We start from the raw sequence: 23,689 nt of genomic DNA, 5'->3' as shown, positions 1-23,689 counted from the left end.
ATCAGGTAGAAAGCAATAGTTATTGGTTCGACTTAACTTCAACAGCGCAAACTTACCCGGATATAATTGAAGCCGATGGGATCACTGCGCAAGAATTAGCTGCAGCAACAAAAGAAGATATTTTGGCAGCAGCTAAGCTCATTGATGTCGACAATGTACTTCAAGTAAGAGTGCTTCCAGAAAAATATATTGACCAGTAAAACAAGCTCTGGCTGGGCAAAAGCAACGCTGTTGGGGTGCGTTTAATCCAATTTGATGAGTGTTACTTTTGTATATTGAGTTAACTGCTCAAGGATGAGCTTCAATGACGACAACAAAGGCCCGACTATTCAGGCCTTTGTTGTTTTCTGTTCTGACGCATGCATGTTTAAAAGCACAGGTGATCCAATGTGTCCTACCCGTTTTCTTATGCTGATATCCCGCCCATTGCAATAGTGCTTATCCTAAAGCAACTCACTAAACCTAAATTCATAGTGGCTGCTCACCGCCACATGCAAGCCTTTAGACGCGTCTAGGGGCTTTTTCATTTCATATGATTGGTATATTTTTGAACTCACTTATACTCTCACGATGCCTCTGTCGTGAATATACAAGCTTGGTCATGCTGTGAGATAAGAACAAATAAGTCATATAGCGCTTTGGATTAACGAGTCGAATCAGTTGAAACAAAGAAAGGAGCAGTTTTAAGTTATGATTAGCTAGGCATGCCTGTCAGAGGATAACGCCTTGTCATATATGGCGTCGTTGCTCTTCAAGCTCATTGGCTGAACAACGCCAATGGCAACGAGCAAACTAAGCATAAGTAACTTAAATTACACTTATAGATAATTTCTTGTACCGCCACCATAAAAGTGAGTTATAGTGCACTTATATTTAAAGACCAACCTAACCGTGATAAAAGTACATTAAAAGGCACTTATGAAAAAAGGTAAGATGGTAAAAGCGCAACCTATGCCTGATTTGAATTCCGAATTCAGCATGGAAACGCTGGGGAGCGCCATTCGTTCAAAGCGCACCGATAGAGGCTGGCGTATTGACGATCTCGCTGCAAAAGCCAATCTATCTCGTCGAACAGTGATGAAGGTAGAAAAAGGCGATACCAGTGTCACCTTTGCCAATGTACTTATCCTCATGGATATCTTAGGCCTATCGCTACGCCTTATCGACTTAAACCTGTTTGTTCGTCCACATAGCCAAATCACCTCCCAAGATGAACACAGCATGAGCAGCAATGAGGATGGTTGGTATGAGTAAGTTACAACGACTAGACGTGTTTATCGGTACGAATACCAAAATTGGCCGTTTGATCCTTCCTGTCGGAACCGAAGCAGAGTTCTCCTTCATCTATGAAGAGGAATGGAAACACACTGGTTTCCCGATTTCGCCACATATCCCTTTCGATGATCAGGCTTCACCGCGCAGTATCGAGAACTATCTCAGAAATCTCCTTCCTGAAGGAGAAGCCTTTGAGGAGATGATACAAAACACGACGATCTCCAAAAGCAATACGTTCGGTCTGATCCGTAAGCTTGGTGCGGAAACATCAGGCGCATTATCTTTTCGAGTTCCAGGCTCAGAACCTCAGGAAACCAGTTTTAGATCGGTACCTGATGATGAACTAATAGAACGTCTCGAGCGAAATCTAGCGCCACTAGTGTATTGGGACGGTAAGGTGCGCCTTTCGGTTGCTGGAGTTCAAAACAAGTTAAACTTACTTAAGCGCGGTGACGAATGGGGATTTGGTGAAGGCAAATTGAGTTCGAACTACATTCTGAATGTTTGAAAGCGGTAAAGCACCGTGTATTGCTGTGAATGAGTTCTTTTGTATGACATTGGCCAAGCTCGCAGGCTTGGATGTCGCTAATGTTGAGTTAACTCGCATTGGGAAGACTAGAACACTGATCATCGAGCGGTTCGATCGTGCCTATATCGACGCGCGTAATGTCGTTCAACGAAAACATGTGATTGATGGCTGTCAGGCGACTGACTTACCTCCAGGGTACAAATACGAGCGTCAGAATGGGGATGAAGGCGATGGCGTGTATATGCGTGACGGCGTTTCTTTTCCACGCCTACTCAACGTCAAGACCATAGACACGGTCATCACTAACCTAAAGCTTACCCAATGGATGCTCTTTAATCTAGCCACTCTAAACTACGATGCTCATGGTAAAAATATTAGCTTTTTCGTGCTCCCTAAAGGCCTTGAACTGGCCCCTTTTTATGATCTCGTCAACATAGAAGCTATTGCTCAAGAGGGCGCAAAACGCAACTCACGAAGCGGTAAACTGTCGACTCATGAGGGGCGTGCCGCCAGTATCCCTCAATATCTTGCAATGTCGATTGGCGATTGGCAAAGCGAAGACTTTCAACATCCGCCGAAAGGTCACTTCCAATGCCCTATCACCAGCTATGATTTTGCTGAGTTCGGTGCTCTGCTCGGCTATTCAGGCACCAAAATGGCTTCCATCATGGTCGAAACCGTTGGCGCCATAAACCATGCTCTGGAGGAAACGGTTCGACTTACCCAAGCTCAAGGAATCGATGATGGAGAGCGTGAACACATCGAACTGTGTGTCTCACTCATCCAAACACAATGTGAAGACTTGCTCGCGCAAGCCGACAAGGTGCCAGAAATGAGCGAACTTCTTTAATGGCAAATGCAGGGGCGACCATAAATCTAGATAGCTAGTGAGATCTGAGCGTAATGATAAAGGTTGAGCCGACACCAAGCTCTGATTTTAAACGAATCGCTCCTCCGAGGTTATCGACGATAGCTGCGGCGAACGAAAGGCCAAGTCCATAGCCACTAATGTTGCTGCGGCTGCTGTCAACTCGATACAAACGCTCAAACACCAGATCATGATATTTGGGCTCGATACCGATCCCCGTATCGGTCACTTGGATCACCGCTTCCCCATTCAGACTTTGCTCTGCTTGGATGGTGACCTTGCCTTTTGGATTGGTGTACTTAATGGCATTGTCGACTAAGTTGACCAGCACTTGGATAAGTTTATCTGGATCTGACACTATGTTGAGCTCATCACTCACTATCGCCTCTAGCGCAATCTCTTTTTCTTCGGCGACATCTTCATACCAGCTCACGACATTATGAATCACTTCTGACAGATTGGTAGGGGCATAATTGGGCAACTGCTTGCCAAGGATTTCATCGTTGAGCTTCATCAGTGTGGTCAGCATATTGCTTGCGAGCATAGCGTGTTCGGCGCAGTCAGAAAGCGCATCACTCATTGCTTGTGGGTCATCATCGTTCATTAATGCCGATTGGGCAGCGAGTGTGATACGTGACAACGGTGTGCGAACATCATGAGCAATAGCATCAACAGTCGTGTTTAACGTTGTCGTAACGTGCTGCAGCCTGGCGACAGTGTTGTGGACGCTCGTATTGATCACATCCAAGCCTTGCGGAGACTTTTCGGCAAGCTCTGGGATGTCCAAACTGCCGTGCTTCAGTTTGTCTAACATTGAACCAAGCGTCACCAAGGGAGACATTGCGTCAACAATGACTTTACGTGTGAATAGCGTCGTCACAATAATCAGGACAATCAGTGCTGCAAAGGTAATAGCGGATTGGTTAATCGCGATAAAGTAGCGAGACTGGTTATCTAACACGAGCCAGAATGAGTGATCCTCACCGGATATTTGGCGCGTCATATAAGGGTTGACAAAAAACGCCTCTATCCAAAACTTATCATCCATCACATAGTGAGAAAACGGCCGTTCTGTTGCAATGCCTGCTCGGCCCGCGACAAATTCAAGGCTTTCCGGCTCAGTATTTTTAACCATGTAGGCAGCAATATTGTTACTGAGTAAACGTTGGGGGTTCGCTTCGAGTACATGGTGTAAACGCTGCGCCGAATCGTAGGTTAAAATTCTCTGATATTCAGTCGCCATTGAATTAAGAAGCTTTTTTTCAACCCGATACAAATCGAAAAAGAACAGCGCGCTGACGGCGATTTCAACCACCATAAAGCAGAGCAACAGTATCGCCATGAAACGCATCAAGAGCTTGGTTTGCGCTCTGTTTAACGCTTGCTTGACATTATGACTTGAGGACATAACCCACTCCTCTTAACGTGTGGATAAGCGGGCTCGCAAAGCCCTTGTCTACCTTACTTCTTAGTCGGCATACCAGAACATCAACGACGTTGGTTTGAGGATCAAACTGATGACCCCAAACATGCTCGAGTATGGCGGTTTTGGATATGACAGTTTCTTTGTTCTCAAGCAGAAGTTTCATCAGCATGAACTCACGTTGATTAATAGCAATCGACTGCCCATCCCGCTCTAAAGTGTGCTTGAGTAGGTCGAGAGTTAAAGGGCCGTAGCTGAGCGCTAATAATTGTGTTGCTGCTGGTTTACCACGACGAGTCAAGGTATGACAACGCGCGAGGAGCTCAGGAAAGGCAAAGGGCTTAACCAGATAGTCGTCGGCCCCCGATTGCAACCCTTTCACTCGCTCTTCAACGGAGTGTTTGGCGCTCAGAATGATAACGGGCACGGTATGGCCTTGTCCTCTGAGTTCGGTCAATACTTCAAATCCATCCTTGAGCGGCAGCATGATATCGAGAATGACCACATCGAAGTCTGCAGTTTGTGCCTCATGCAGCCCATCGATACCGTTGGTTGCATGCGTGACAGTCATTGCTTCTTGCTGGAATCCATTCACCAAAAACTTAGCGATATGCATGTCATCTTCGATCAAAAGTAGTTTCATCTATTGTCCATCGCTCTATTTGTACTGCGCTCGAAATATACTCTATCAACATCCTTGCCTAAATATAACCAACATTACAGCTTTGTAATGTTTGGGAAAGCCTTGTGTAATTGAGCATTCGTTAAGATGGTCTCCATCAACTACATGATGTCTTAACGGAGTAAAACATGAAAACAATCAAAATCGCATCAATCGCCGCAACGCTCGGTTTCGCAGCGTTATCGTTCAACACTTCAGCTGCGGATAACAAGACCGTTTCAGTGACACAAATTTCGTCTCAGTTTGCTTTTAAGTTGGCACAAGAGGCTGTCAATCAATGCAGCGCAGAGGGCTACAAAGTGTCTGCAACTGTCGTTGATCTATCGGGTAACGTTGTAGCTCAGCTACGTGCTGATGGCGCGGGTATCCATACTCTAGACAGCTCACGTAAGAAAGCATTTACCGTGACCAGTATGAAGCAACCATCAGGCAACTTAATGAAGACAATCGCTGAGAAACCAATCCTACAGCCTTTGCAGTATATGAATGAAAACCTACTGTTCCTGGCTGGCGGTGTACCTGTGGAGTTAAACAAAGCGATGATTGGAGCCGTGGGCGTTGGGGGCGCACCAGGTGGTCATCTGGATGTGGCTTGTGCGGACGCGGCGTTGAAAAAACTTCTGTAATCTCTGGTTGTATTCGAGCACTTCATCGCCACTGGTGGAGTGTTCGTTCTTAATGTCAGATTCGCTCTATTCCCCTGCTCAATTTCTAGTGCCACCACCGCAAAACGTTTCCCGATATTCGCTTTTTATTTCCCGATATTGCTATTGTTAACATAATGCTTAAATGAGAATGCCTCCCATTAATAAGTCATCTATGCATCTAACGGACAAGATGAGCGTCACTCAAGTACTCATTTCATTATTTAAAACGGAAGAAAAGCACATCACTTATACCAGTATTAGTGCTGTGCGTGTTCGCAGAACTCACCGCTTGGATTAGCTTATACGTCGCATTGCGCAATGACCAGAGAACCCTAAGTCTGTATTTCAACTTAGCCCTTATGACCATCGCAGTCTGTGCACGCTACTTTTTCTATGCGATGTCGGTCCGGCAGGCGCATCTTGCTGCTTATCAAATTATTTAGACCATTAGTCAGAAGCTCGTTCATGCTCTGTCTGAAATGCCAACTGCTCCCCTGATGCAATACCATCGTGGCGATTTAGAAAAACGACACGCAAGATCGTAAACGAAAGAAACCGTTTGAATTTCCAAACACCGAACTTTGTGAGCCATCTAAATTGGCGAGCAACCCACCAGAAGACAGTATAGATTTATAATTCTCTAGAGTAGTGGTGTGAAAAACTGACGCGCTCATTTTACCAACGAAGTCTTCAAAATCATCGACTTTCAAATTACGAACTAACATATTACTCTCATCAGCGAACGCTGATTAGACGACAAATTGTCGTCTTTCATCCTTCAATGTTGCTGCCTTTTTCATATTTTCTCAACTGAGAATCAATAAGTTACTCCACATGTAGGGAAACTAAGTTGCAAGATGTCGCCTAATAACGGGAACGCAAAGTTATCAACTCAATCGGATAAATTTGGTTAGGCCAATTTCAGACTCTGAGTCTGCTAAAGCTATAGTAGACGCTATGCAGGACTGCGGAGTGAATCGACTTTTAGTAACTTCTACTGCGTTGCTTTTTCCCACAAACAAATGGCTTGATCGAATCTTGCGCTTTGTTGCTAGGCATAATGTTCGGAATGCATACCTTATGGAAGAGACGATCCGATCTTCTGGCCTTGAATGGACCATTGCACGAGTGGGTTTTCTAAATGACAAAGCCTCGATAGATTACCGACAAGCAGAAGGTTCATTACCTGAGGGAGGAGGAGCGATATCCCGAGCAGCATTGGCTAATTTTCTCTTATCTGAAGCAAAGCAATCTGTTCATGTTCATAACGTAGTCGGTATCTCTAATAAATAGATCAGGCAAGATAGTCCTTTCAGCGTGTCTATTCGCAGTACCATACATATTGCATAGGCCAAATGATGGTCTTAAAATCACAACGCACGCTTCTTCCTGAAAGCCCCAAAATGCCACCTCTGAAACGGTGGTATTTTATTTGGGATATAAAAAAGTATGGCAAGCTCAGTGACAAGATGTAACACCGAGTAATTACGTTGACACGCGAAGGAGCACAAACGTCATGTTGTAGAGGCAATTCGGATAACCTCAGCTACTGTAAACCTCAAATCGCCGACAAAGTCATGGCGAATTGGATTCATCCAATACTTACAGAGCCTTAAATTTTTCGACCATACCCTTATCAATCTCCTTGATTAGATTAGGTGACAAGCCTAGGTGTTTGGCCTCATGACTAAACGAGCGTGTTGTTTCAAATATTTCCTCTGCCATCACCATGATCGCTTTCTTTGAAGACAACCCCGACTGAGCGGCTAGCTGGTCCATTGCGCTCTTTGGCGTCCGGCCATTACCGCCAAATGCCGTCATATGCTCTTTGTAAGGGTTGGGGCTGTAAACGATGTCGTAGAACGGCGATAGCGTCCAATTATCGGCGTCACTGGCCAGAAAACTGAAGTTCTTACTGTGATCATCTTGGTTAACCGTTAGGTAATTAAACATACAGCGCTTAATGAGCTTCTGAGACTCTGTGATGCTGCACATGATGCGCGTAGCTTTAACTAAATCCACATAGTCCAAAGAAGGCTCTCGAAACGGCGCATCTAACAACCCACACGCAGAAATCATATGGATTCGCCCCCCCTGCTCTGTGCAATCAAATCGCTCCTGCTCTAGCCAAAACCGTCCATGACCCGCATCGATTAAATGGAAGTCAGGAACCTCTATGCCGACATTGCGGGCCATCTGCATGTAGCAATATTCGACGAGTGATTCAGAGTGCTTCAAGTCAAATTTTTCAGATGTCAGCTTTACGATGAGCTTTGTTCCCAGTGCGTCATCCAATGTTGAATATTGCCCATTCGATAGACGCGTGACGTTCATTTTGGGTCTCGCGCCGCCCGACCCACCCGTATTCATCAAATGCTCAAGCAAAGCAGACTCTGTGCCTTCAAATTCTTCAATTGCGGCTCGGCCAAGGGTAATGATATCAATCGACTCCTTGGACTCATCCAATAAGTCCAATTCTGGCTCATAGCTCAACGCCCCCATGCATCTGTCACCGAGGTAAGCCAAACGCTCTAGGGCTGTCACTTCCTTTGGGTTATGACCGTTCTGTCTAAATACACGATCCATAAGATAAAGGCCCCAACCATCAGGGAGACTGTCTCCAAACACTCCATGAATGCCGTAATGCGGCTCTTTTGGTGCAACTTGCAGGCTTGTATCTGGCTTTAAGTTAAACGGAGCCAGAGAGGTGGAGTGCCCGCTTAAATAAGCCTCATCAAATTGAAAGAAGCTTTGCTTACTGTTTTCAACAAGCTTGCCGACGAGTACCTTCTCACCTGTGCTAAGCGTTCGTTTTACGGTTAGGGCTGCCTTAAGCATGGCGAAGTACATCCTCAATTGATTTAAATTCCGGCTTAGACGACTTTGTCAGTTCTTTCACTTTTTTCAAGTCACCGACAGTCTCATACAGCATGAGGAACTGGCGCAATGAGATGTTGCCAGTTGACTCAAACTTTCTGATCGTCGCGTAAGGCACGCCAGAGAGGTCAGCCATTTTCTGAACACTGAGTTTATCTTTTTTCCGAGCAGACTTGATAAACTCTTTGAGTTCCATCTGCACATCATAAGCGGTATAAAGAGATAACATACACGCCTCTTAAATTGCTACTATAGTATTAATTTTATCACAAAAAACGGATTAATTGCTATTATTATGGCAATTTAAAGAGACGACCAATGGTTTCTTCATTGACACCTTTACAAGAATCGTCGCTGCGTCAGGCTAATATTGATACTATAGTAACAAATATATGAGAAATAGAGCCAGGTTTGTTATCATAGTAGCAGAAAATAAAACTGACGTTCTTCAGATATGGGCGTTCCCTGCACAAGAAGCAATCAATAACCAACCACAGACAAGATGATTGGGAGACGTCAGGTTGGTCATCCGTCGGTGTGGCGCAGTTCAAGGGGCAAACAAGAGTGTGAATCAGTCACCGACTGCGACATAGAGCAGAGCTGTTGCAAATTCCTGCCGATTATCGAGGCGCCCTACCGAGCTCATGTTACTAGGGCTTCATGCATCTGCTCGTTGTTTCACCAGAGCATACCTTGCTTGACATTTTGGTCAATCAACGAGCTGGCGCAGAACTGGCACACGCATTCGTAGCGATTAGTTGTTCACAACGATTGCCAAAACGCTTTAACTATCAACCCCAAATTCGAAGTAGGTGCGCGATTTCTGGCTGACTCTAGCCATCGGGACAATATTTCTCCAAAAAAAACGGCGAGGCTTCGTGCCTCGCCGTTTGTGAATGCTGACCTTCTTTACGACAGTTTGAACGTTGCCACCTTGTCAGTCAGTTCTTGTGCTTGCCGTTTCAGCTTGATTGATTCTTGAGAGCTGTCTTGGGTATTAATAACAAGCTCATCAGCGACATCTTTGATAGAGACAATGTTTTGCGTGATCTCACCAGTGACGTGTGTCTGCTCTTCAGCTGCTGTCGCAATTTGCGTTGCCATATCACTGATCAACGAAACCGCTTCATGAATTTCGCCCAACGCCTTCGTTGCTTGGTCAGCATCTGAGACCGACGTGGTGGCCAAATTAGAACTGCTATCCATTAAGCTCACCGCGCGCGTTGTGGTTTGTTGGAGCGTATCAATCGTTGCCTTGATCTCCTCGGTAGAGGCATGAGTGCGCTGTGATAGGACGCGAACTTCATCCGCCACCACGGCAAAACCGCGGCCTTGCTCACCCGCACGTGCAGCTTCAATGGCCGCGTTGAGAGCCAGCAGGTTCGTTTGCTCTGCAATGCCTTGAATGGTTGAGAGGACCGTTGAAATCTCTTGCGCGTGGCGATCCAACTCGCTAATAACGGAGCTCGCTTCTGAAAGCTCAGTGGCTAGGTTGTTAATGGATCCCTTAGTATGTTGAACTAAAGACTGTCCATCGTTCGTGCTCACCGTTGACCCCTGAGCTGCGTGGGCAGTTTGCTCTGCGTGAGAGGCGATTTCTCGCGTAGCACTTGCTAACTCCGTCACCGCGGTTGCGACCATCGTGATCTCTTGCTGTTGTTGATGGATCTCTGACACCGCGCTGTTCGAACGCTGCGTGTTGTTGTCGGACTGTTCATTGATGAGGTGCGCTTGCTCACGAATATGACCGATCAATTGTTGCAGGCTGCCCACAAAGATATTGAAATTGTGCGCCAAGTGACCTACCTCGTCACCACTTTCCACTTCAATACGCTGAGTCAGGTCACCACTACCATTGGCTATCTGTTCTAATGCTTGAGACACGTTGTTTAACGGTCTAAATAGGATGCTACACAATAGGTTGAACAGAAGAGTACACACCACAACAACAATAGCGGTTGCTAACACTTGCCCCCATACCGCATCAAACAAAGGCGCGACCAAGGAACCATAGTTGATAATGGTCACTGTTGTGAGTGCTGTCCCATCAATTTGCTGAGCATACAGAACATACTCTTCTCCACCGATTAAAATCGACTCATCGTGACCACTACGTGCAGCGTTTTGAATCGTGTTAAAATCCAAACCTAGCTGACTAACGGATTGGTTGAGAAGCTTAGTATCCTTATGAGTAAAGATATTACCTTTCTCATTGGCAATGAACATGTAACCGTCACCCGGAAGGATCACTTTGTCCATGCTGTTTAGAATATCAGTGATCTCAACATCCGCCCCCAGTACCACTTGTTGACCATGTAGCGTGAGCGCCTTGCCCAGTGAGACCACGTTGGCGCCAGTCGCGGCGGCCACGGTTGGGTTATCCATAAAGACTTTGCTAGGGTCTGCGACAGCATTGATGTACCAGCCCCACTGACGCGGATCATCATTCCCCGGCGGGAGCACAACGCCATTCGCATTGTCTTGACTGCCATCTGGGTAGGCTAAGAATACATTGTCGAACGCCGCCGAGTGACGGACTTGTTGGAGATGCGTAACAATGGCGGCCTTATCGACATTTTGAGACAGTGAAGTCAAGGCTCGCTCTTTTGATAGTAACCAGTCCGTTACGTATTGATTGTAAGAGGCTGTTGTACTCTCAAGGCGCTGTTCAACCTCTGCATCCATACGACTTAGGGAAGCGTTAAATGAAAGCGCTTCGACCAATAATCCCCCGATGATAATGGCCGCACTCGCTGAGATCGCGAGTTTGTTTTTAAGTGATAGTTTCTTAAACATTGAAAACCTTATTATTGTGTCGTGTTCAGTTCTAAATGGAGCAAACGATAAAGTGGCGCAGATACAATTTCTCATCGTGAGTTAAATAATAATCGAAGTCTAGTGATTCAAAGTTGCAGAACTCAAATATTCACCACGACGTCACTAAATGCAGTCCAATTCATAGAATATATATGTTGTGCTATCGTAAAAACCACCAATGGCCTTCACTCTACCTCCATGACAATTTTATCGATACGAGGCGTTGACTAAGTCTGCGCATGATCACTCATATGGTTAACCATTTTCATCCAGTTATATGCTCTGATACACGCAGCGGTATCTCCTTCTCGTTCTCAAATTTTTTCTTTAAAAATTATTCAATTAGCTAGCGAAACCCCTATCTGTGTATTTTACTTAAGAAAGTGCAACCAAGATTCACGGATGAAAAGATGGCTAACAAAAATAACGTCAAAATCAATAATAAAAATACACAAATAAAGAACAAGCAAAGTGATGAGAGAAAACAAAAGAAACTCAGACTGCATTCGCATCTCAAGGTTAACATTCCCCTTTTTCAATCTCTGATGATGATCTTGCCATCACTGGCTAAGCACGTAGACGCTTCTGAGGGTTCAGACAATCTTAGCGATGAAAAAGAACTAGCAACGACAAGCAGTATCACAAACAAAAACATCGTTGATCACCATGCAAAGACCGCCTCTTTAGAGGCGGCTCATCAAAGTAATCCAACAAATGAAAACCACGCAAGCGCTCATTCAGATGTAAATCAGGCTCTCCATGAGACAAGCACTCATTTAGTCCCTTCCCATCACTTATCGACGCTTTCTCATCCACAAGTTCACTATATTCCTTCGGTCTCTATACCAACCATTTCAGCGGGAAGTAACGGTCAGCCAACTCATTCAAACACGCCCGCTAAGCCAACTTCGCCGGTTACCTTTATTCCAGAAATAATAAAGGGGACATACGGAGAACTGCATGTCGATGTAAATGGACAATACACATTTGTATTAAACCCCAAATCGCCTCAATACATTCTGTTGAATCAGCACCAACAAGGGACTGATCATTTTGTGTTACATCTATCCAACGGCTCGAGCATCATTGTTCAAATACCGGTTACAGGTCAGCAAGACACGCCAAGTATTTCCGGAGACTTAACCGGCGTCGTCACCGAAGATCACAACATTGATTCACAAGGTTTGTTGCACGCAAATGGCAAAATTGATGTCATAGACCCAGATCAAGGCGAGAGTTCAGTGAAGCCTGATGTCATCCCCGGGAACTATGGGGTGTTAACCATTGATGCTGACGGTCACTGGCAATATCAAGTTAATAATTCTCTTTCGAATGTTCAAGCGTTAACCGGGGCCACTTCACTGCATGAAAGTTTCACGATTTACACTAAAGACGGCACACCGCAAACAATCGATATGACGATCGGTGGCAACGATGACAATGCGGTCATTACCGGAGTAGACGTAGGCTCGGTCATAGAAGATCTAACAACACAAGTACAAGGCCAGCTTGCGGTAACAGACCCAGACCTTGGAGAAGACCATTTTCAAGCTTCTCAAGTTAAGGGCCATCTGGGCACATTAACCATCACCAAAGACGGGGCATGGACTTACGTTCTAGATAATACGAACCCAACCGTGCAAGCCTTAGGTAAAGGCTCTACGGCTACTGATACGATTGCCGTTCATTCGGCAGATGGTACGCCGCATCAAATCACAGTCACCATTAACGGCACCAATGACCGCCCTACCATCTCAGGTACCTCAAGTGACGCAATCATCGAACAGGGCTTAAACACGGCAGGAAAACCAGATGCAACAGGCTCTCTAACAGCAACCGATTTAGATAAGTCCGACACCATTACGTGGGCAATCAACCAACCTCAAGGCCAATGGGGAACACTGTCTATCGATCCCCATGGTCATTGGCACTATCAGCTCGATAATTCAACTGGTAGTGCGGCGGATAAGTTAGCGGCTGGTGAACATCAGACTGAATCATTCTGGATCACTGCCACCGATAGTGCTGGAGCAACCGTTCCTCATAAAGTGGTTATCGATGTGCAAGGTAGTAACGACAAACCAATTGTCAGTGCGTGGACTCAGCTCCCTGCGGGAATAGAAGATCAACCAGTAACTATAAAAGCTTCTGATTTACTAACGCACGCAAGCGATGTTGATAGTAGCGATGTATTGCATGTGACGAATCTGCAAGCCACACACGGCAGCCTGACTGACAACAAAGACGGCACTTATACCTTCACGCCAGACAAAGATTTCAATGGTGAAATTCGACTCACCTATGATGTAGTTGACGGCCACGGTGGTAGCGTCAGTACTCAGGCTAAGTTCGATCTTACCGCCGCTCCCGATAACGCGATGATTACCGACGCACAAACCAATGCTGACTTACGGGGAGTCACTGAAGATCGTGGCTATATAGACACCCACTATCAATTGCATTACGACGGCAAATTAAACATCCAAGACCCTGATGCGGGAGAGGCTCAGTTTGACCCGAATATTGGTCCGCAAACCTATCAAGGTATTGGCTACGACACCAAGCTCGGTGGGCACATACTGCTCATGCGCGACGGTCACTATACCTATACGCTCGACAACCGCAATATACAGAACTTAGCGCAAGGTGAAGTGAGACACGATTCAGCCGTTATACGCTCAGCAGATGGCACAACGCATACGATAGAGCTGACGGTTCATGGTACCAACGATGCCCCAACCATCAATGCACAGTCGCACTCTGTGACTGATGGTGGAAGCGTGCTAAATGGACAAATGGTTGGCCACGATATTGATACAGGCGCAACACTCACGTATTCCATAGCTAACCCCGTTGATGGACTGACTTTTAATGTGGATGGTAGTTACAGTTTCGATCCATCGAATGCAAGCTATAACCACCTTCCTCAAGGTAAGTCTCATACTCTAACCATTCCTGTCACCGTTACGGATGAACATGGTGCAACCTCGACACAAAATCTAGAGATTGTCGTCACTGGCACCAATGACGCCGCCAAGGTATCAGGTGTCGATACGGGCAGCGTGCACGAAAACCAAGCTGGTCAGGATATGTCACCTGACTATGCGCAACCTGGTATGTCTAAAATCAGTCATGATGGACTTATGACAAGCGGTCAGTTATCCATTATCGACCCTGATTCTGGTGAAGCAGGATTTGATACTAAGGGCGGACTTTACTCTTATCATGGTCAGTATGGACACCTGTTACTTCGCGAGGACGGTCACTGGGACTATAAAGTTGCCGCAGGTCAGACTGACTGGCTAAGACAGGGCGCGAGCACCACCGTGGGAACAACCATAGACAAGTTAGGCGCGGGGGAAACGCTGACTGACACCATTACCATTCAAACCAAAGATGGCACCAGTCACGACATAATAATCACCATTCACGGTGACAACGATGCGCCTTATGTTTCTGGCGAAGTACAACTAAACTCTGGCAAAGAAGACCTGCCACAGATCATCACTCAGGCAGAGCTACTCGCTAACAGTATCGATGTTGATCACAACGATATCGGTCAATTAAATGTGGCTAACCTCTACGCAAATCATGGTTCTATTCTGGACAACAAAGACGGAACTTATACTTTCACCCCAGATAGAGACTACAACGGAAAAGTACACTTCACCTACGATGTGAAAGACGCTCATTCGGGTGTGACGCATACGGGAGCAACTATGCACTTGGCGCCCGTGGGTGACGCAGCAACAATCTCCGGAACTGATTCTGGTTCAATTACGGAAGATAGGCACGTTTCCCCCGATTCGATGCATCATATTCAAGTGACCGGAAGCCTTTCTATATCCGATCCAGATGCTGGTGAAGATCACTTTCGCGCGACGAGTGCATTTGGGCATGAAAGAGCGATCAGTGACCCCTTCCAGGGGGACATGCACATAAGCCGATATGGCAACTGGGATTACGTTTTGGCAAATGGTAACCCTGCGGTACAAGCCCTAAAGCAAGGTGAAACCAAAGATGTTATCTACGAGGTCTACTCTGCTGATGGCACACCTCACCACATTACCATTACCGTCACGGGTACTAATGATGCTCCGACAGTATCATCGACCGTCACATTGGCTGCGGGAAACGAAGATACGACCGTGATCTTGCAGGTTTCCGACCTGCTGGCTCATGCGAGTGATGTGGATCATGGTGCACATCTGAGTATACATAATTTGTCTGCCGATCACGGCCAAATTACTGACAACCATGATGGCACTTTTCGTTTTACACCTGACAAGGACTACAACGGGCTAGTTCAGTTTAGTTACCAAGTGCAGGATGAACATGGAGCGTCTGCACCACAAAGTGCCTCAATGGATTTGTCCGCCGTAAGTGATGCTGCTCTGATCACTGGCCGCGACACTGGAGATGTTCATGAAGGACATGGCTATACTGCACCAGACGGCAGTGTGTCCGTTGGCAGTGTTGATGATCGTTCACCTGACCATACGCGCGGAAACATCGGGAAACTGTGGAATGATGAAATCCACACTGATGGCCACTTGAACATCGTTGATCCAGACTCTGGTGAAAACCATGCTCAAACGGGCACTTACCAAGGTACACACGGACATGTGATTCTCCAGAGTAACGGAGATTGGAGCTACTACGCTTCCATAGGTCAAGACGCGACGGGTAGAAAAATTGATCATCTGGGTCAAGGGGAATCAATAACAGATACTGTCACCGTCAAATCGGCTGATGGTACCACTCACGACATTCATATCACCATTCATGGAGACAATGACCGCCCGTACTGCTCTTCAGAAGTTCAGCTCAACAGCGGAAAAGAAGATCTCGCACAAACCATCACCACAACTGAGTTGCTTGCAAATACTGTCGATGTGGATACTAACGATGCCGGGCACCTCTCTATCGCAAATCTGCATGCGGATCACGGCACTCTCGTCGACAACAAAGATGGTACATTTACCTTCACTCCAGACCATAATTTCAACGGTAAAGTGCATTTCACTTATGACGTCAAAGATGCTCATGGTGGCGTTACTCACACTGGCGCGTCTACCACGCTGTTACCGAGCAATGATGCTGCCACACTGCAACCGACACTCGCCTCCAACTTTGTCACTGAAGAGCATCTAAAATCGGGGACAAGCACCAATGAGTTATGGTCAGGTTGGAAAAACCTCGATATTCAGGATATTGACTCGCCATCGGAAGCAAAAGTTACTCAAATAGAGGTCAATGGCGTTAAGCATACGGTACCAGCAAACTTCGCGATGAATCTTGCAGGCGTCCACGGGACCTTCAACTTCACTCATTCAACCGATGGCCACGACAAATGGAGCTACAGTGCGGATAATAGTCACGTTGAAGTTCAATCACTGAGTCATGGCGATTCTCTGACTGATACGATCACTTTGATCACCGCAGATGGGACACGAATCCCGTTGACAGCCAAAATCTTAGGTACCGATGATCATGTGATCATCGATACGCCTGACGCATTAACGGCGGCATTAGGAACGGCCGTTGAGGACAAGGTAACCTCTATTTCAGGCACCCTACTCGCGCACGATTCCGACAGTAAAGATTCCGTCACATTCAGTGCTGGCGATTCTACTGGCGCCTACGGTACGCTTCATGTGGATAACAATGGACAATGGCATTATGACCTAGACCACTCAAAGGCCAATGCGCTACAACAAGGTGAGACCAAGGCAGAAGGCTTTGATATCACTGCGATATCTACTGACGGCTCAACCGCAACCAAACATATTGAAGTGTTAGTGCAAGGCAGCAGTGATACGGCAACAATATCTGTTATGTCGAATCCCGATGTACATGAGGACAGCTCTTCAACGCCTGTCGAAATGATATCTGGTAAGCTAAGTGCCCTCGATCCTGACCACGACCAATCAGCATTCTCAACGGATGTGGGTAAACGTCATGACCCATTTAACAGTGGCGTTCACGGTGGTCTTCATATATCCAAAGATGGCTCTTGGACGTATACCGTTAACAACAGCCAAATTCAGCAATTAGCTGCAGGGCAAGAGGAGCATGTCCAATACAACGTGCATACTGTTGGCGGTGATTATCATGTTATTGATATTAAGATCGTAGGAACCAACGATATACCAACCGTGTCGGCAACCACTCTTGCCCATGGCACGGAAGATACACACTATCAAATGCAGGCGAGTCAGTTCGGTTTCAATGATGTCGACACTGGCGATACGCTTCATTCAATCGCAATCACCAACCTGCCATCAGCGGCTCAAGGTAAGTTCGTTCTCGATGGACACGATCTCACCACAGGTCAGAGTATTTCTGCCTCCGATATCGCTAAGCTTCAGTTTGTCCCTGCCCCAGACTTTAACGGTGACGTTCAGTTTAAATTTACCGTGAGTGACGGGCATGCCAGCTCTGCAGAAGCAACGAATACATTACATATCGATGCGGTTAGCGATGCTGCTACTATCACTGGTCTTGACTCTGGATCTGTCACAGAAGATGCGCATTTACAAACATCGGGAAACCTCACAGTTACAGACCCAGATAGTGGAGAGGGTCATTTTACTGCGACATCAGGTTCAACCCAACTTGGCACCTATACCATAGATGCATCTGGCCATTGGACGTATTCGCTTGATCCTCGTATTCAATCTCTACATCAAGGAGAAACAACTCCCGATGTGTTTACTGTGCATAGTGCTGACGGTACAGCGCATGTGATAAAAATGACGATCACTGGAACCCAGGATGTCCCAGTAATTACTGGGCAAAGTACAGGCACTGTTGACGAAGACTCTCAAACGACTGTTTCTGGAACTCTTAATGCTGATGATAAAGACTATGGACAGAGTGGTTTTTGGGCACAAAGTCATATCGCAAGTGCACATAATTTTGGCGATCTTTCAATTGACCAAAATGGCTACTGGACATTCCACCTTGATTCTACAAATCCGGCGGTAAATGCTCTAGGAGAGCATGACACGCTTCAAGAGACGGTGACAGTAAACACTATTGATGGTACGTCAAAAGTAATTCAGATAACCATTAACGGCACCAACGACGCCCCGACTCTCGGCGTTAGCCAAACCTCATCGACTACGGGCACATTGACAGAAACAGATGTCGACGTGAGCGATACTCATACCTTCTCTGTAGTCCATGCAACGGGGCAATTCGGTTCTCTATCGGTCGACCCAGATTCGGGCGCGTATGTATACACAACCAATGGTTCGGTTGCTGGAATGAGTTATAACGCAGCGACACACACATACCACGGCAGCGACGTGTTTGAAGTGAAAGTGGCTGACAATCACGGTGGTGAATCGTCGAAGTTCATCACTTTTGATGCCAACGGTCATGTTTCAGTTATTCCTGGACAATCACCGACGATCTCAACCTCGGTGCCTTCCAATCCACTGGTCACAAGCACGCAACCAAGTTTACCTACTGGGACAAACACTCCGCCAAATAATGCAGTTACCGTCGACTTAGCAGCGTCTAGTGATACTGGTATTTCCGATACCGATAACCTCACGAAAGACAGCACACCGACAATCACCGGGCACACGGATATTCCTTACTCACAAGTCACCATCTATGATGGTTCCACACCTATTGGACATGCAGTCTCTGATGGATCGGGGCAATATAGTGTGGCGGTGAGCAGCTTATCGAATGGCGATCACAATCTTTCTGCTAAAGCATTAGCACCTTCTTCAGTTTTACCAGCAACATCTTCCATTCTTTCATTGCATGTTGATACTGCAATCGCGCCGCTACAAGTCTCGTTAACCCATGACACAGGAAGCAGCCGATCAGATTTGGTCACTCACGATGGCTCCTTAACTATCACAGGACAAGAGGCAGGCGCAACCGTTGAATACTCGACCGACAACGGACACACATGGACATCGAGTTTCACCCCGCAACAAGGCTCAAATACGGTTAGCGTGAGACAAACCGACGTTGCAGGAAATGTATCCGCGAGCAGTTCGTTAACCTTCACTCTAGATAATACCGCCACAGCACCAAGCGTTTCCCTTACCTCAGATTCAGGGCGTTCCTCTTCAGATAATATGACTAACGTTGGAGATCTGAGCATTGGCGGCATCGAGCAAGGCGCAACAGTAGAATATTCCACCGACAATGGTGTGCATTGGCGTACTCAGTTCACTCCAAATGAGGGTGTTAATAACGTTCAAGTGAGACAGACTGATGTGGCGGGTAACGTATCTCCTTCTACATCGCTCACCTACACCTTAGACACTCAAACCGACATACGTGTCAATTCCGCTCAGGTAGACCAACATGGTCAAGGCATGATGGTGCAAGTGTACTTACCTAAGGATTCAGAAGTCACGCTTCTCGAAATTACCAGTGACGGCGGTGGCGCGCCTCTGCTTGTCGACCTGAAAACGGTGCAGAGACAAGGGACGGGGACAAGTGTTAGTCACCCTGACCATCAATATCAAGAGTTTGTTGGCATAGACTTATCTTCGTTACCGGATGGTCATTTGACAATTCGAGTCGCAGGCACAGATGCTGCAGGCAATACCGTCACTGCTCAATCATCAGCAAGTTCGAATTATGTATTAGACACAGCCGCTAGCGTTAGCGATGATAGCAACACAGCCGTTGAAGACTCAACGACGCCAGTCTCAGGCAACCTACTAAGCAACGATGCTGATGCGACTACTGTTACCACAACAGGTGACATTCAGGGTACTTATGGGACATTCCATTTAAGTTCAGACGGTCGTTACACTTACACCTTAAACAACCAACTGAGCGTAATTCAGCAGCTCGATTCTACCTCATCACCTCTCGTCGATAGTATCGCCTACACTGCGCGCGACAACCATGGCAACCAAGCGACAGCGCATCTTGCGATATCCATCCAAGGCACCGACGATAACCATGCTCCCGTCGTCACTGCCCATTCCGTTTCAACGGATGAGGATACAACTCATACTTTTTCTACCGCCGAATTTGGCTATACCGATCAAGATGGCGATGCCCTGCACTTCATCACCGTTGGCCAATTGCCTGCAAATGGTTTATTGCTTCTCAATGGCAAAGCGGTAACCACCAACCAGCAAATCAGTAAAGCTGACTTAGACGCCGGTCATTTGACCTTCACTCCAATCCACAACGAAAACGGTGCCAACTATGCGCACTTTACGTTTACTGCCAATGATGGCCAACAAGATTCAGCAAGTGCGACAATGACATTGAACGTCAATGCAGTGAATGACGCCGCTACATTTACAGGTGATGCAGGTAGTATTACTGAAGACACAAGCCTTCACCACAATGTGCATGTTACAGGAGCATCACCTATAACAAATGCCCTTGAATGTACTGGCCACCTAGTTGTATCTGATGTCGATGGTCAAGGGGAAGCGGCATTGGACCTCAATGGTCAACAATATCTAAATCATAATGGAAGCTATGGACATTTTACTGTTTCAAGCCATGGCACATGGGCTTATGTTGCAGACAATGACAATCAACAGGTCCAAGATCTCGATAACGGGCAGACACTCACAGACAGCGTTGAAGTAACCTCTAAGGATGGCACCAAACACTCTATTACAGTGACGATTAACGGTACGACCGATAAACCTGTATTACATAGCCTGAGCGATTCAGGCGTCCAACATAGTGGCCCTATTGAAGGCAATCTCCTATCTGGTATCGGCACTCATGAAGGCGCAAGTGGGGCAGCGACAGACACCGACTCCAATGCACACTTAGTGTTGCAAGATATCCAAGTCAAAGACCCTGTTTCAGGCTATGTAACGGTAACGCCTGGGCATCCACACACGATGGTGGGTATCGGGACATTGGCCATTGAAGCAAATGGTCACTATACCTTTACACCAGAGGCAGGGTTTACAGGGACGGTACCAAGCATGGTCTACCGTGTTGGAGATGATGGCGGCAACCCTAGAGGCGACTCTGCTCAAAACCGACTCACTATTGACGTGACACCACCAGCGCAACATGCCCCTACTGTGATTCCTCAATCCGTAAGCAGTGATGAAGATCAGGCTCATACCTTTACTACCGCAGAATTTGGCTATAGTGACGCAGACCAGGATGCTTTAGTTCATATCACTATCACCCAGTTACCCGCTCATGGCCTATTAATGTTGAATGGCGCAGTGGTGACCACTAATCAGCAAATATCGAAAGCAGATTTGGACGCTGGACATCTTACTTTCACGCCGGTTCATGATCAGAGTGGCATGAACTACGCCAACATTGAATTTACAGCAAATGACGGCCACCAAGATTCCGCAAGCGCGACAATGATTCTAAACGTCAATGCAGTGAATGACGATCCAACAGTGGGTTCCAACTTCAAGAGCTCTCCCGAAGATACGCCTTTGCGCTTCACTAAAGCCGATTTCAAATACGCCGATGTCGATGGTGATGCAATGAGTCATATCACCATCACTAATGTGGCACACGGAACCCTGAGTTTACATGGGCACAGCGTGAGTGTTGGCGATGACATTCCCGCTGCGGACATTTCTTCATTGGTCTTCACTCCAACACCAAACTACTCTAGCGCAGGTCTAAATGGATTAGGAGCCGTTCAGTTTACCGCCAACGATGGGCATGTAGACTCAAAAGAAGGCTCCATATTCATTAATGTCGCCCCTGTAAATGATCCTGCCACATTTAACGGTGATTCCACTGGTCAAGCTCTAGAAGATACGCATACCCAAATCACAGGCACATTAAATGTGACCGATCCTGATGGCACTCAAGGGTTTATTGAAGTCACCGGCGGAGCTGGGATTGTGGGAAGTAAAGGATACGGTCATGCCCACATCGACAGCAATGGGCACTGGACTTACAATCTCTACAACCACCACGCGCTTGTTCAGCAGTTAAAACAAGGACAAACTGAAACCGAGACGATCACTGTACAAGCCAAAGATGGTACAACTCACGATATTACTATCACAATTACCGGCACTAACGATGCTCCCACAGTATCAGAGCATTCCCCAGGTAGTAGCCACTCAGTAAGTGAAGACACTAACCCGAACGCTAGCGGACAGCTTGATATCAATGACGTTGATGGTGATGCTGTTAGTGTGACTGTAGACCCAAGCCATAATGCTCAATTTGGCCAGGTTCAATTGGATCCCCACACCAACACTTGGACCTATCACCTCAACAATAGCAACCCGAAAGTCGATGCTCTTAATGATGGAGAGACACTTCAAGACACCTTCACCTTGCTGGTTGATGATGGTCATGGTGGGCAGACAAGCCAACAAATCACCATGACGATAAATGGTCATACTGACCCTGTGCCTTATACACCACCAACCATTAGTGTCACTGTCGATACCAGAAATGCTCACCATGTGACGGCTGGTATTACCGCAAGCACCGTACAAGCTTATGCGCACTCTATTGGACAACATGCAACTATGGCTAGCGGTCATCATGAAATAAAGGGTCATGGACATAGCGATATCATCATCGTCCAAGGTCGACTCAACGAAGAGGCGGAGCTGGAAGGCGGTAATGATATTCTTTATATCGGTGGAAGACTGACAGACAAAGAAATCGAGGGGGGGCATGGCAGCGACACCCTCATTTTAGGTGCCTACACCCGCAACAACGCGCCACGCTTACATGATCATGGAGAGAAGATAAGTGATGGACATGAAGAGATGGAATTGGAAGATATCGAAAACATCATTCTTGGAGATGGTACAGTACTGAAAGGTCACTTGCCACCGAACTTCCCTCTCGCCACCCACGATCACTATGAAGTGCCCGTAAATATCCAAGCCCATTTGTCTTCCAGTGATGAATCGGTTTCAAGTATTCGACTCACCCACCTACAACAAGGGCTAACCCTGCAAAGCAATGGGCATAACATCAACGTTAATGGGGATGGTAGTTACACTGTGCCAGCTAATGGGCATTTGGTTGTCATATCCGCACACCCCATCAGCAGCGGGCATCACTATTTCGAAACAGAGGTAACAACCCATAACTCAGTAACAGGTGTCACTGCCGTAACAACAGAGAATTTGCAGGGGCATATTCAGAGCCATGTCAACCCGCCTCCACCACCACCGCCGCCTGTGCTGCACGATGAGCCAGATTTCTCACCGTTGGGCAACGTACAAGATTTGACGGTCACATTAGACGACTCGTTAGGTAAGGACGTCTCTTTAGATACTCATACACCAGTGGGCGGTGAGCATCCTACCGGTGCTGCTGCCTACCTAGACGCACTGGGCATTACGCCTGCCCATACCAACACGGATTCCAATCAACAGGCTCCAGCTGACCTCGACATTGTGCTGGCACACGTCGATGATGCCGTTAACTCAGTGACGAGTCTCGAAGAAACGGATATCGATATGTCGGATGCGCATACTCACCACGTTCAACAGCAGGCGCATGACGATAAACACCTCCACAACGACATAGACGGATTGCCAGACCTCGACTCAAATAACTAGCCATTGATAGAAAAAAGGGAGCACGCAATGTGCTCCCT

10 protein-coding genes and 1 pseudogene are annotated in these 23,689 nt (G+C 46.7%); 6 read left to right on the top strand and 5 right to left on the bottom strand.

What is annotated here, in order from left to right; genetic code table 11:
* From ZX61_RS10105 to ZX61_RS10095, 3 genes and pseudogenes are all read left to right on the top strand, one after another.
* Positions 1 to 200: hypothetical protein (locus ZX61_RS10105; RefSeq protein WP_150114987.1), on the top strand; the 200-nt coding region annotated here is incomplete at its 5' end.
* A gap of 718 nt (positions 201 to 918) precedes the next feature.
* Positions 919 to 1,254, top strand: coding sequence for a helix-turn-helix domain-containing protein (locus ZX61_RS10100; RefSeq protein ID WP_049844501.1), 336 nt, complete (start codon positions 919 to 921; stop codon positions 1,252 to 1,254).
* A pseudogene (locus tag ZX61_RS10095) lies at positions 1,247 to 2,654 on the top strand (HipA domain-containing protein). Before ZX61_RS10100 ends, ZX61_RS10095 begins: the two are co-directional and overlap by 8 nt.
* Before the next feature lie 34 nt (positions 2,655 to 2,688).
* Here the strand turns inward: ZX61_RS10095 and ZX61_RS10090 are convergent.
* Both ZX61_RS10090 and ZX61_RS10085 read right to left on the bottom strand, forming a co-directional pair.
* Positions 2,689 to 4,080 (bottom strand): sensor histidine kinase, encoded by a 1,392-nt coding sequence (locus ZX61_RS10090; protein ID WP_049844500.1) that lies wholly within the window; start codon positions 4,078 to 4,080, stop codon positions 2,689 to 2,691.
* Positions 4,064 to 4,738, bottom strand: a complete 675-nt coding sequence (locus tag ZX61_RS10085; RefSeq protein WP_004744165.1) for a response regulator — start codon at positions 4,736 to 4,738, stop codon at positions 4,064 to 4,066. Before ZX61_RS10085 ends, ZX61_RS10090 begins: the two co-directional genes overlap by 17 nt.
* A gap of 167 nt (positions 4,739 to 4,905) precedes the next feature.
* Between ZX61_RS10085 and ZX61_RS10080 the strand changes: the two genes are divergently transcribed.
* Together ZX61_RS10080 and ZX61_RS10070 are read left to right on the top strand one after the other, a co-directional pair.
* Complete coding sequence (locus tag ZX61_RS10080) at positions 4,906 to 5,403, top strand: GlcG/HbpS family heme-binding protein (protein WP_004744164.1); 498 nt, start codon at positions 4,906 to 4,908, stop codon at positions 5,401 to 5,403.
* A gap of 927 nt (positions 5,404 to 6,330) precedes the next feature.
* Entirely contained in the window at positions 6,331 to 6,717 is a 387-nt protein-coding gene (locus tag ZX61_RS10070) for an NAD(P)-dependent oxidoreductase (RefSeq protein ID WP_268808159.1), read from the top strand.
* A gap of 309 nt (positions 6,718 to 7,026) precedes the next feature.
* On the opposite strand, the gene ZX61_RS10065 is transcribed toward ZX61_RS10070, so the two are convergent.
* The 3 genes from ZX61_RS10065 to ZX61_RS10055 form a co-directional block, all read right to left on the bottom strand.
* A complete protein-coding gene (locus ZX61_RS10065; RefSeq protein WP_004744161.1) occupies positions 7,027 to 8,262 on the bottom strand; it encodes a type II toxin-antitoxin system HipA family toxin in 1,236 nt (411 codons plus the stop codon).
* Complete coding sequence (locus ZX61_RS10060) at positions 8,255 to 8,530, bottom strand: helix-turn-helix domain-containing protein (RefSeq protein WP_004744160.1); 276 nt, start codon at positions 8,528 to 8,530, stop codon at positions 8,255 to 8,257. Before ZX61_RS10060 ends, ZX61_RS10065 begins: the two co-directional genes overlap by 8 nt.
* 680 nt (positions 8,531 to 9,210) lie before the next feature.
* Positions 9,211 to 11,097: a methyl-accepting chemotaxis protein gene (locus ZX61_RS10055; RefSeq protein WP_004744159.1), complete on the bottom strand. Its 1,887-nt coding sequence runs from the start codon at positions 11,095 to 11,097 to the stop codon at positions 9,211 to 9,213.
* Between the two features lie 431 nt (positions 11,098 to 11,528).
* Between ZX61_RS10055 and ZX61_RS10050 the strand changes: the two genes are divergently transcribed.
* The gene (locus ZX61_RS10050) at positions 11,529 to 23,651 is read left to right on the top strand and encodes a VCBS domain-containing protein (protein ID WP_049844498.1); all 12,123 of its coding nucleotides are present in this window, start codon (positions 11,529 to 11,531) and stop codon (positions 23,649 to 23,651) included.
* The last annotated feature ends 38 nt before the right edge of the window (positions 23,652 to 23,689 follow it).

Source organism: Vibrio sp. VPAP30 (genome assembly GCF_001188205.1).
Classification (GTDB): Bacteria; Pseudomonadota; Gammaproteobacteria; order Enterobacterales; family Vibrionaceae; genus Vibrio; species Vibrio bivalvicida.
This window is presented reverse-complemented; position numbering and strand designations above follow the sequence as displayed.

Bases quoted from the DNA above. Each gene is read 5' to 3' on its own strand.
- ZX61_RS10100 (WP_049844501.1), top strand. From the start codon at position 919: ATGAAAAAAGGTAAGATGGTAAAAGCGCAACCTATGCCTGATTTGAAT.
- ZX61_RS10090 (WP_049844500.1), bottom strand. From the start codon at position 4,080: ATGTCCTCAAGTCATAATGTCAAGCAAGCGTTAAACAGAGCGCAAACC.
- ZX61_RS10085 (WP_004744165.1), bottom strand. From the start codon at position 4,738: ATGAAACTACTTTTGATCGAAGATGACATGCATATCGCTAAGTTTTTG.
- ZX61_RS10080 (WP_004744164.1), top strand. From the start codon at position 4,906: ATGAAAACAATCAAAATCGCATCAATCGCCGCAACGCTCGGTTTCGCA.
- ZX61_RS10065 (WP_004744161.1), bottom strand. From the start codon at position 8,262: ATGCTTAAGGCAGCCCTAACCGTAAAACGAACGCTTAGCACAGGTGAG.
- ZX61_RS10060 (WP_004744160.1), bottom strand. From the start codon at position 8,530: ATGTTATCTCTTTATACCGCTTATGATGTGCAGATGGAACTCAAAGAG.
- ZX61_RS10055 (WP_004744159.1), bottom strand. From the start codon at position 11,097: ATGTTTAAGAAACTATCACTTAAAAACAAACTCGCGATCTCAGCGAGT.
- ZX61_RS10050 (WP_049844498.1), top strand. From the start codon at position 11,529: ATGGCTAACAAAAATAACGTCAAAATCAATAATAAAAATACACAAATA.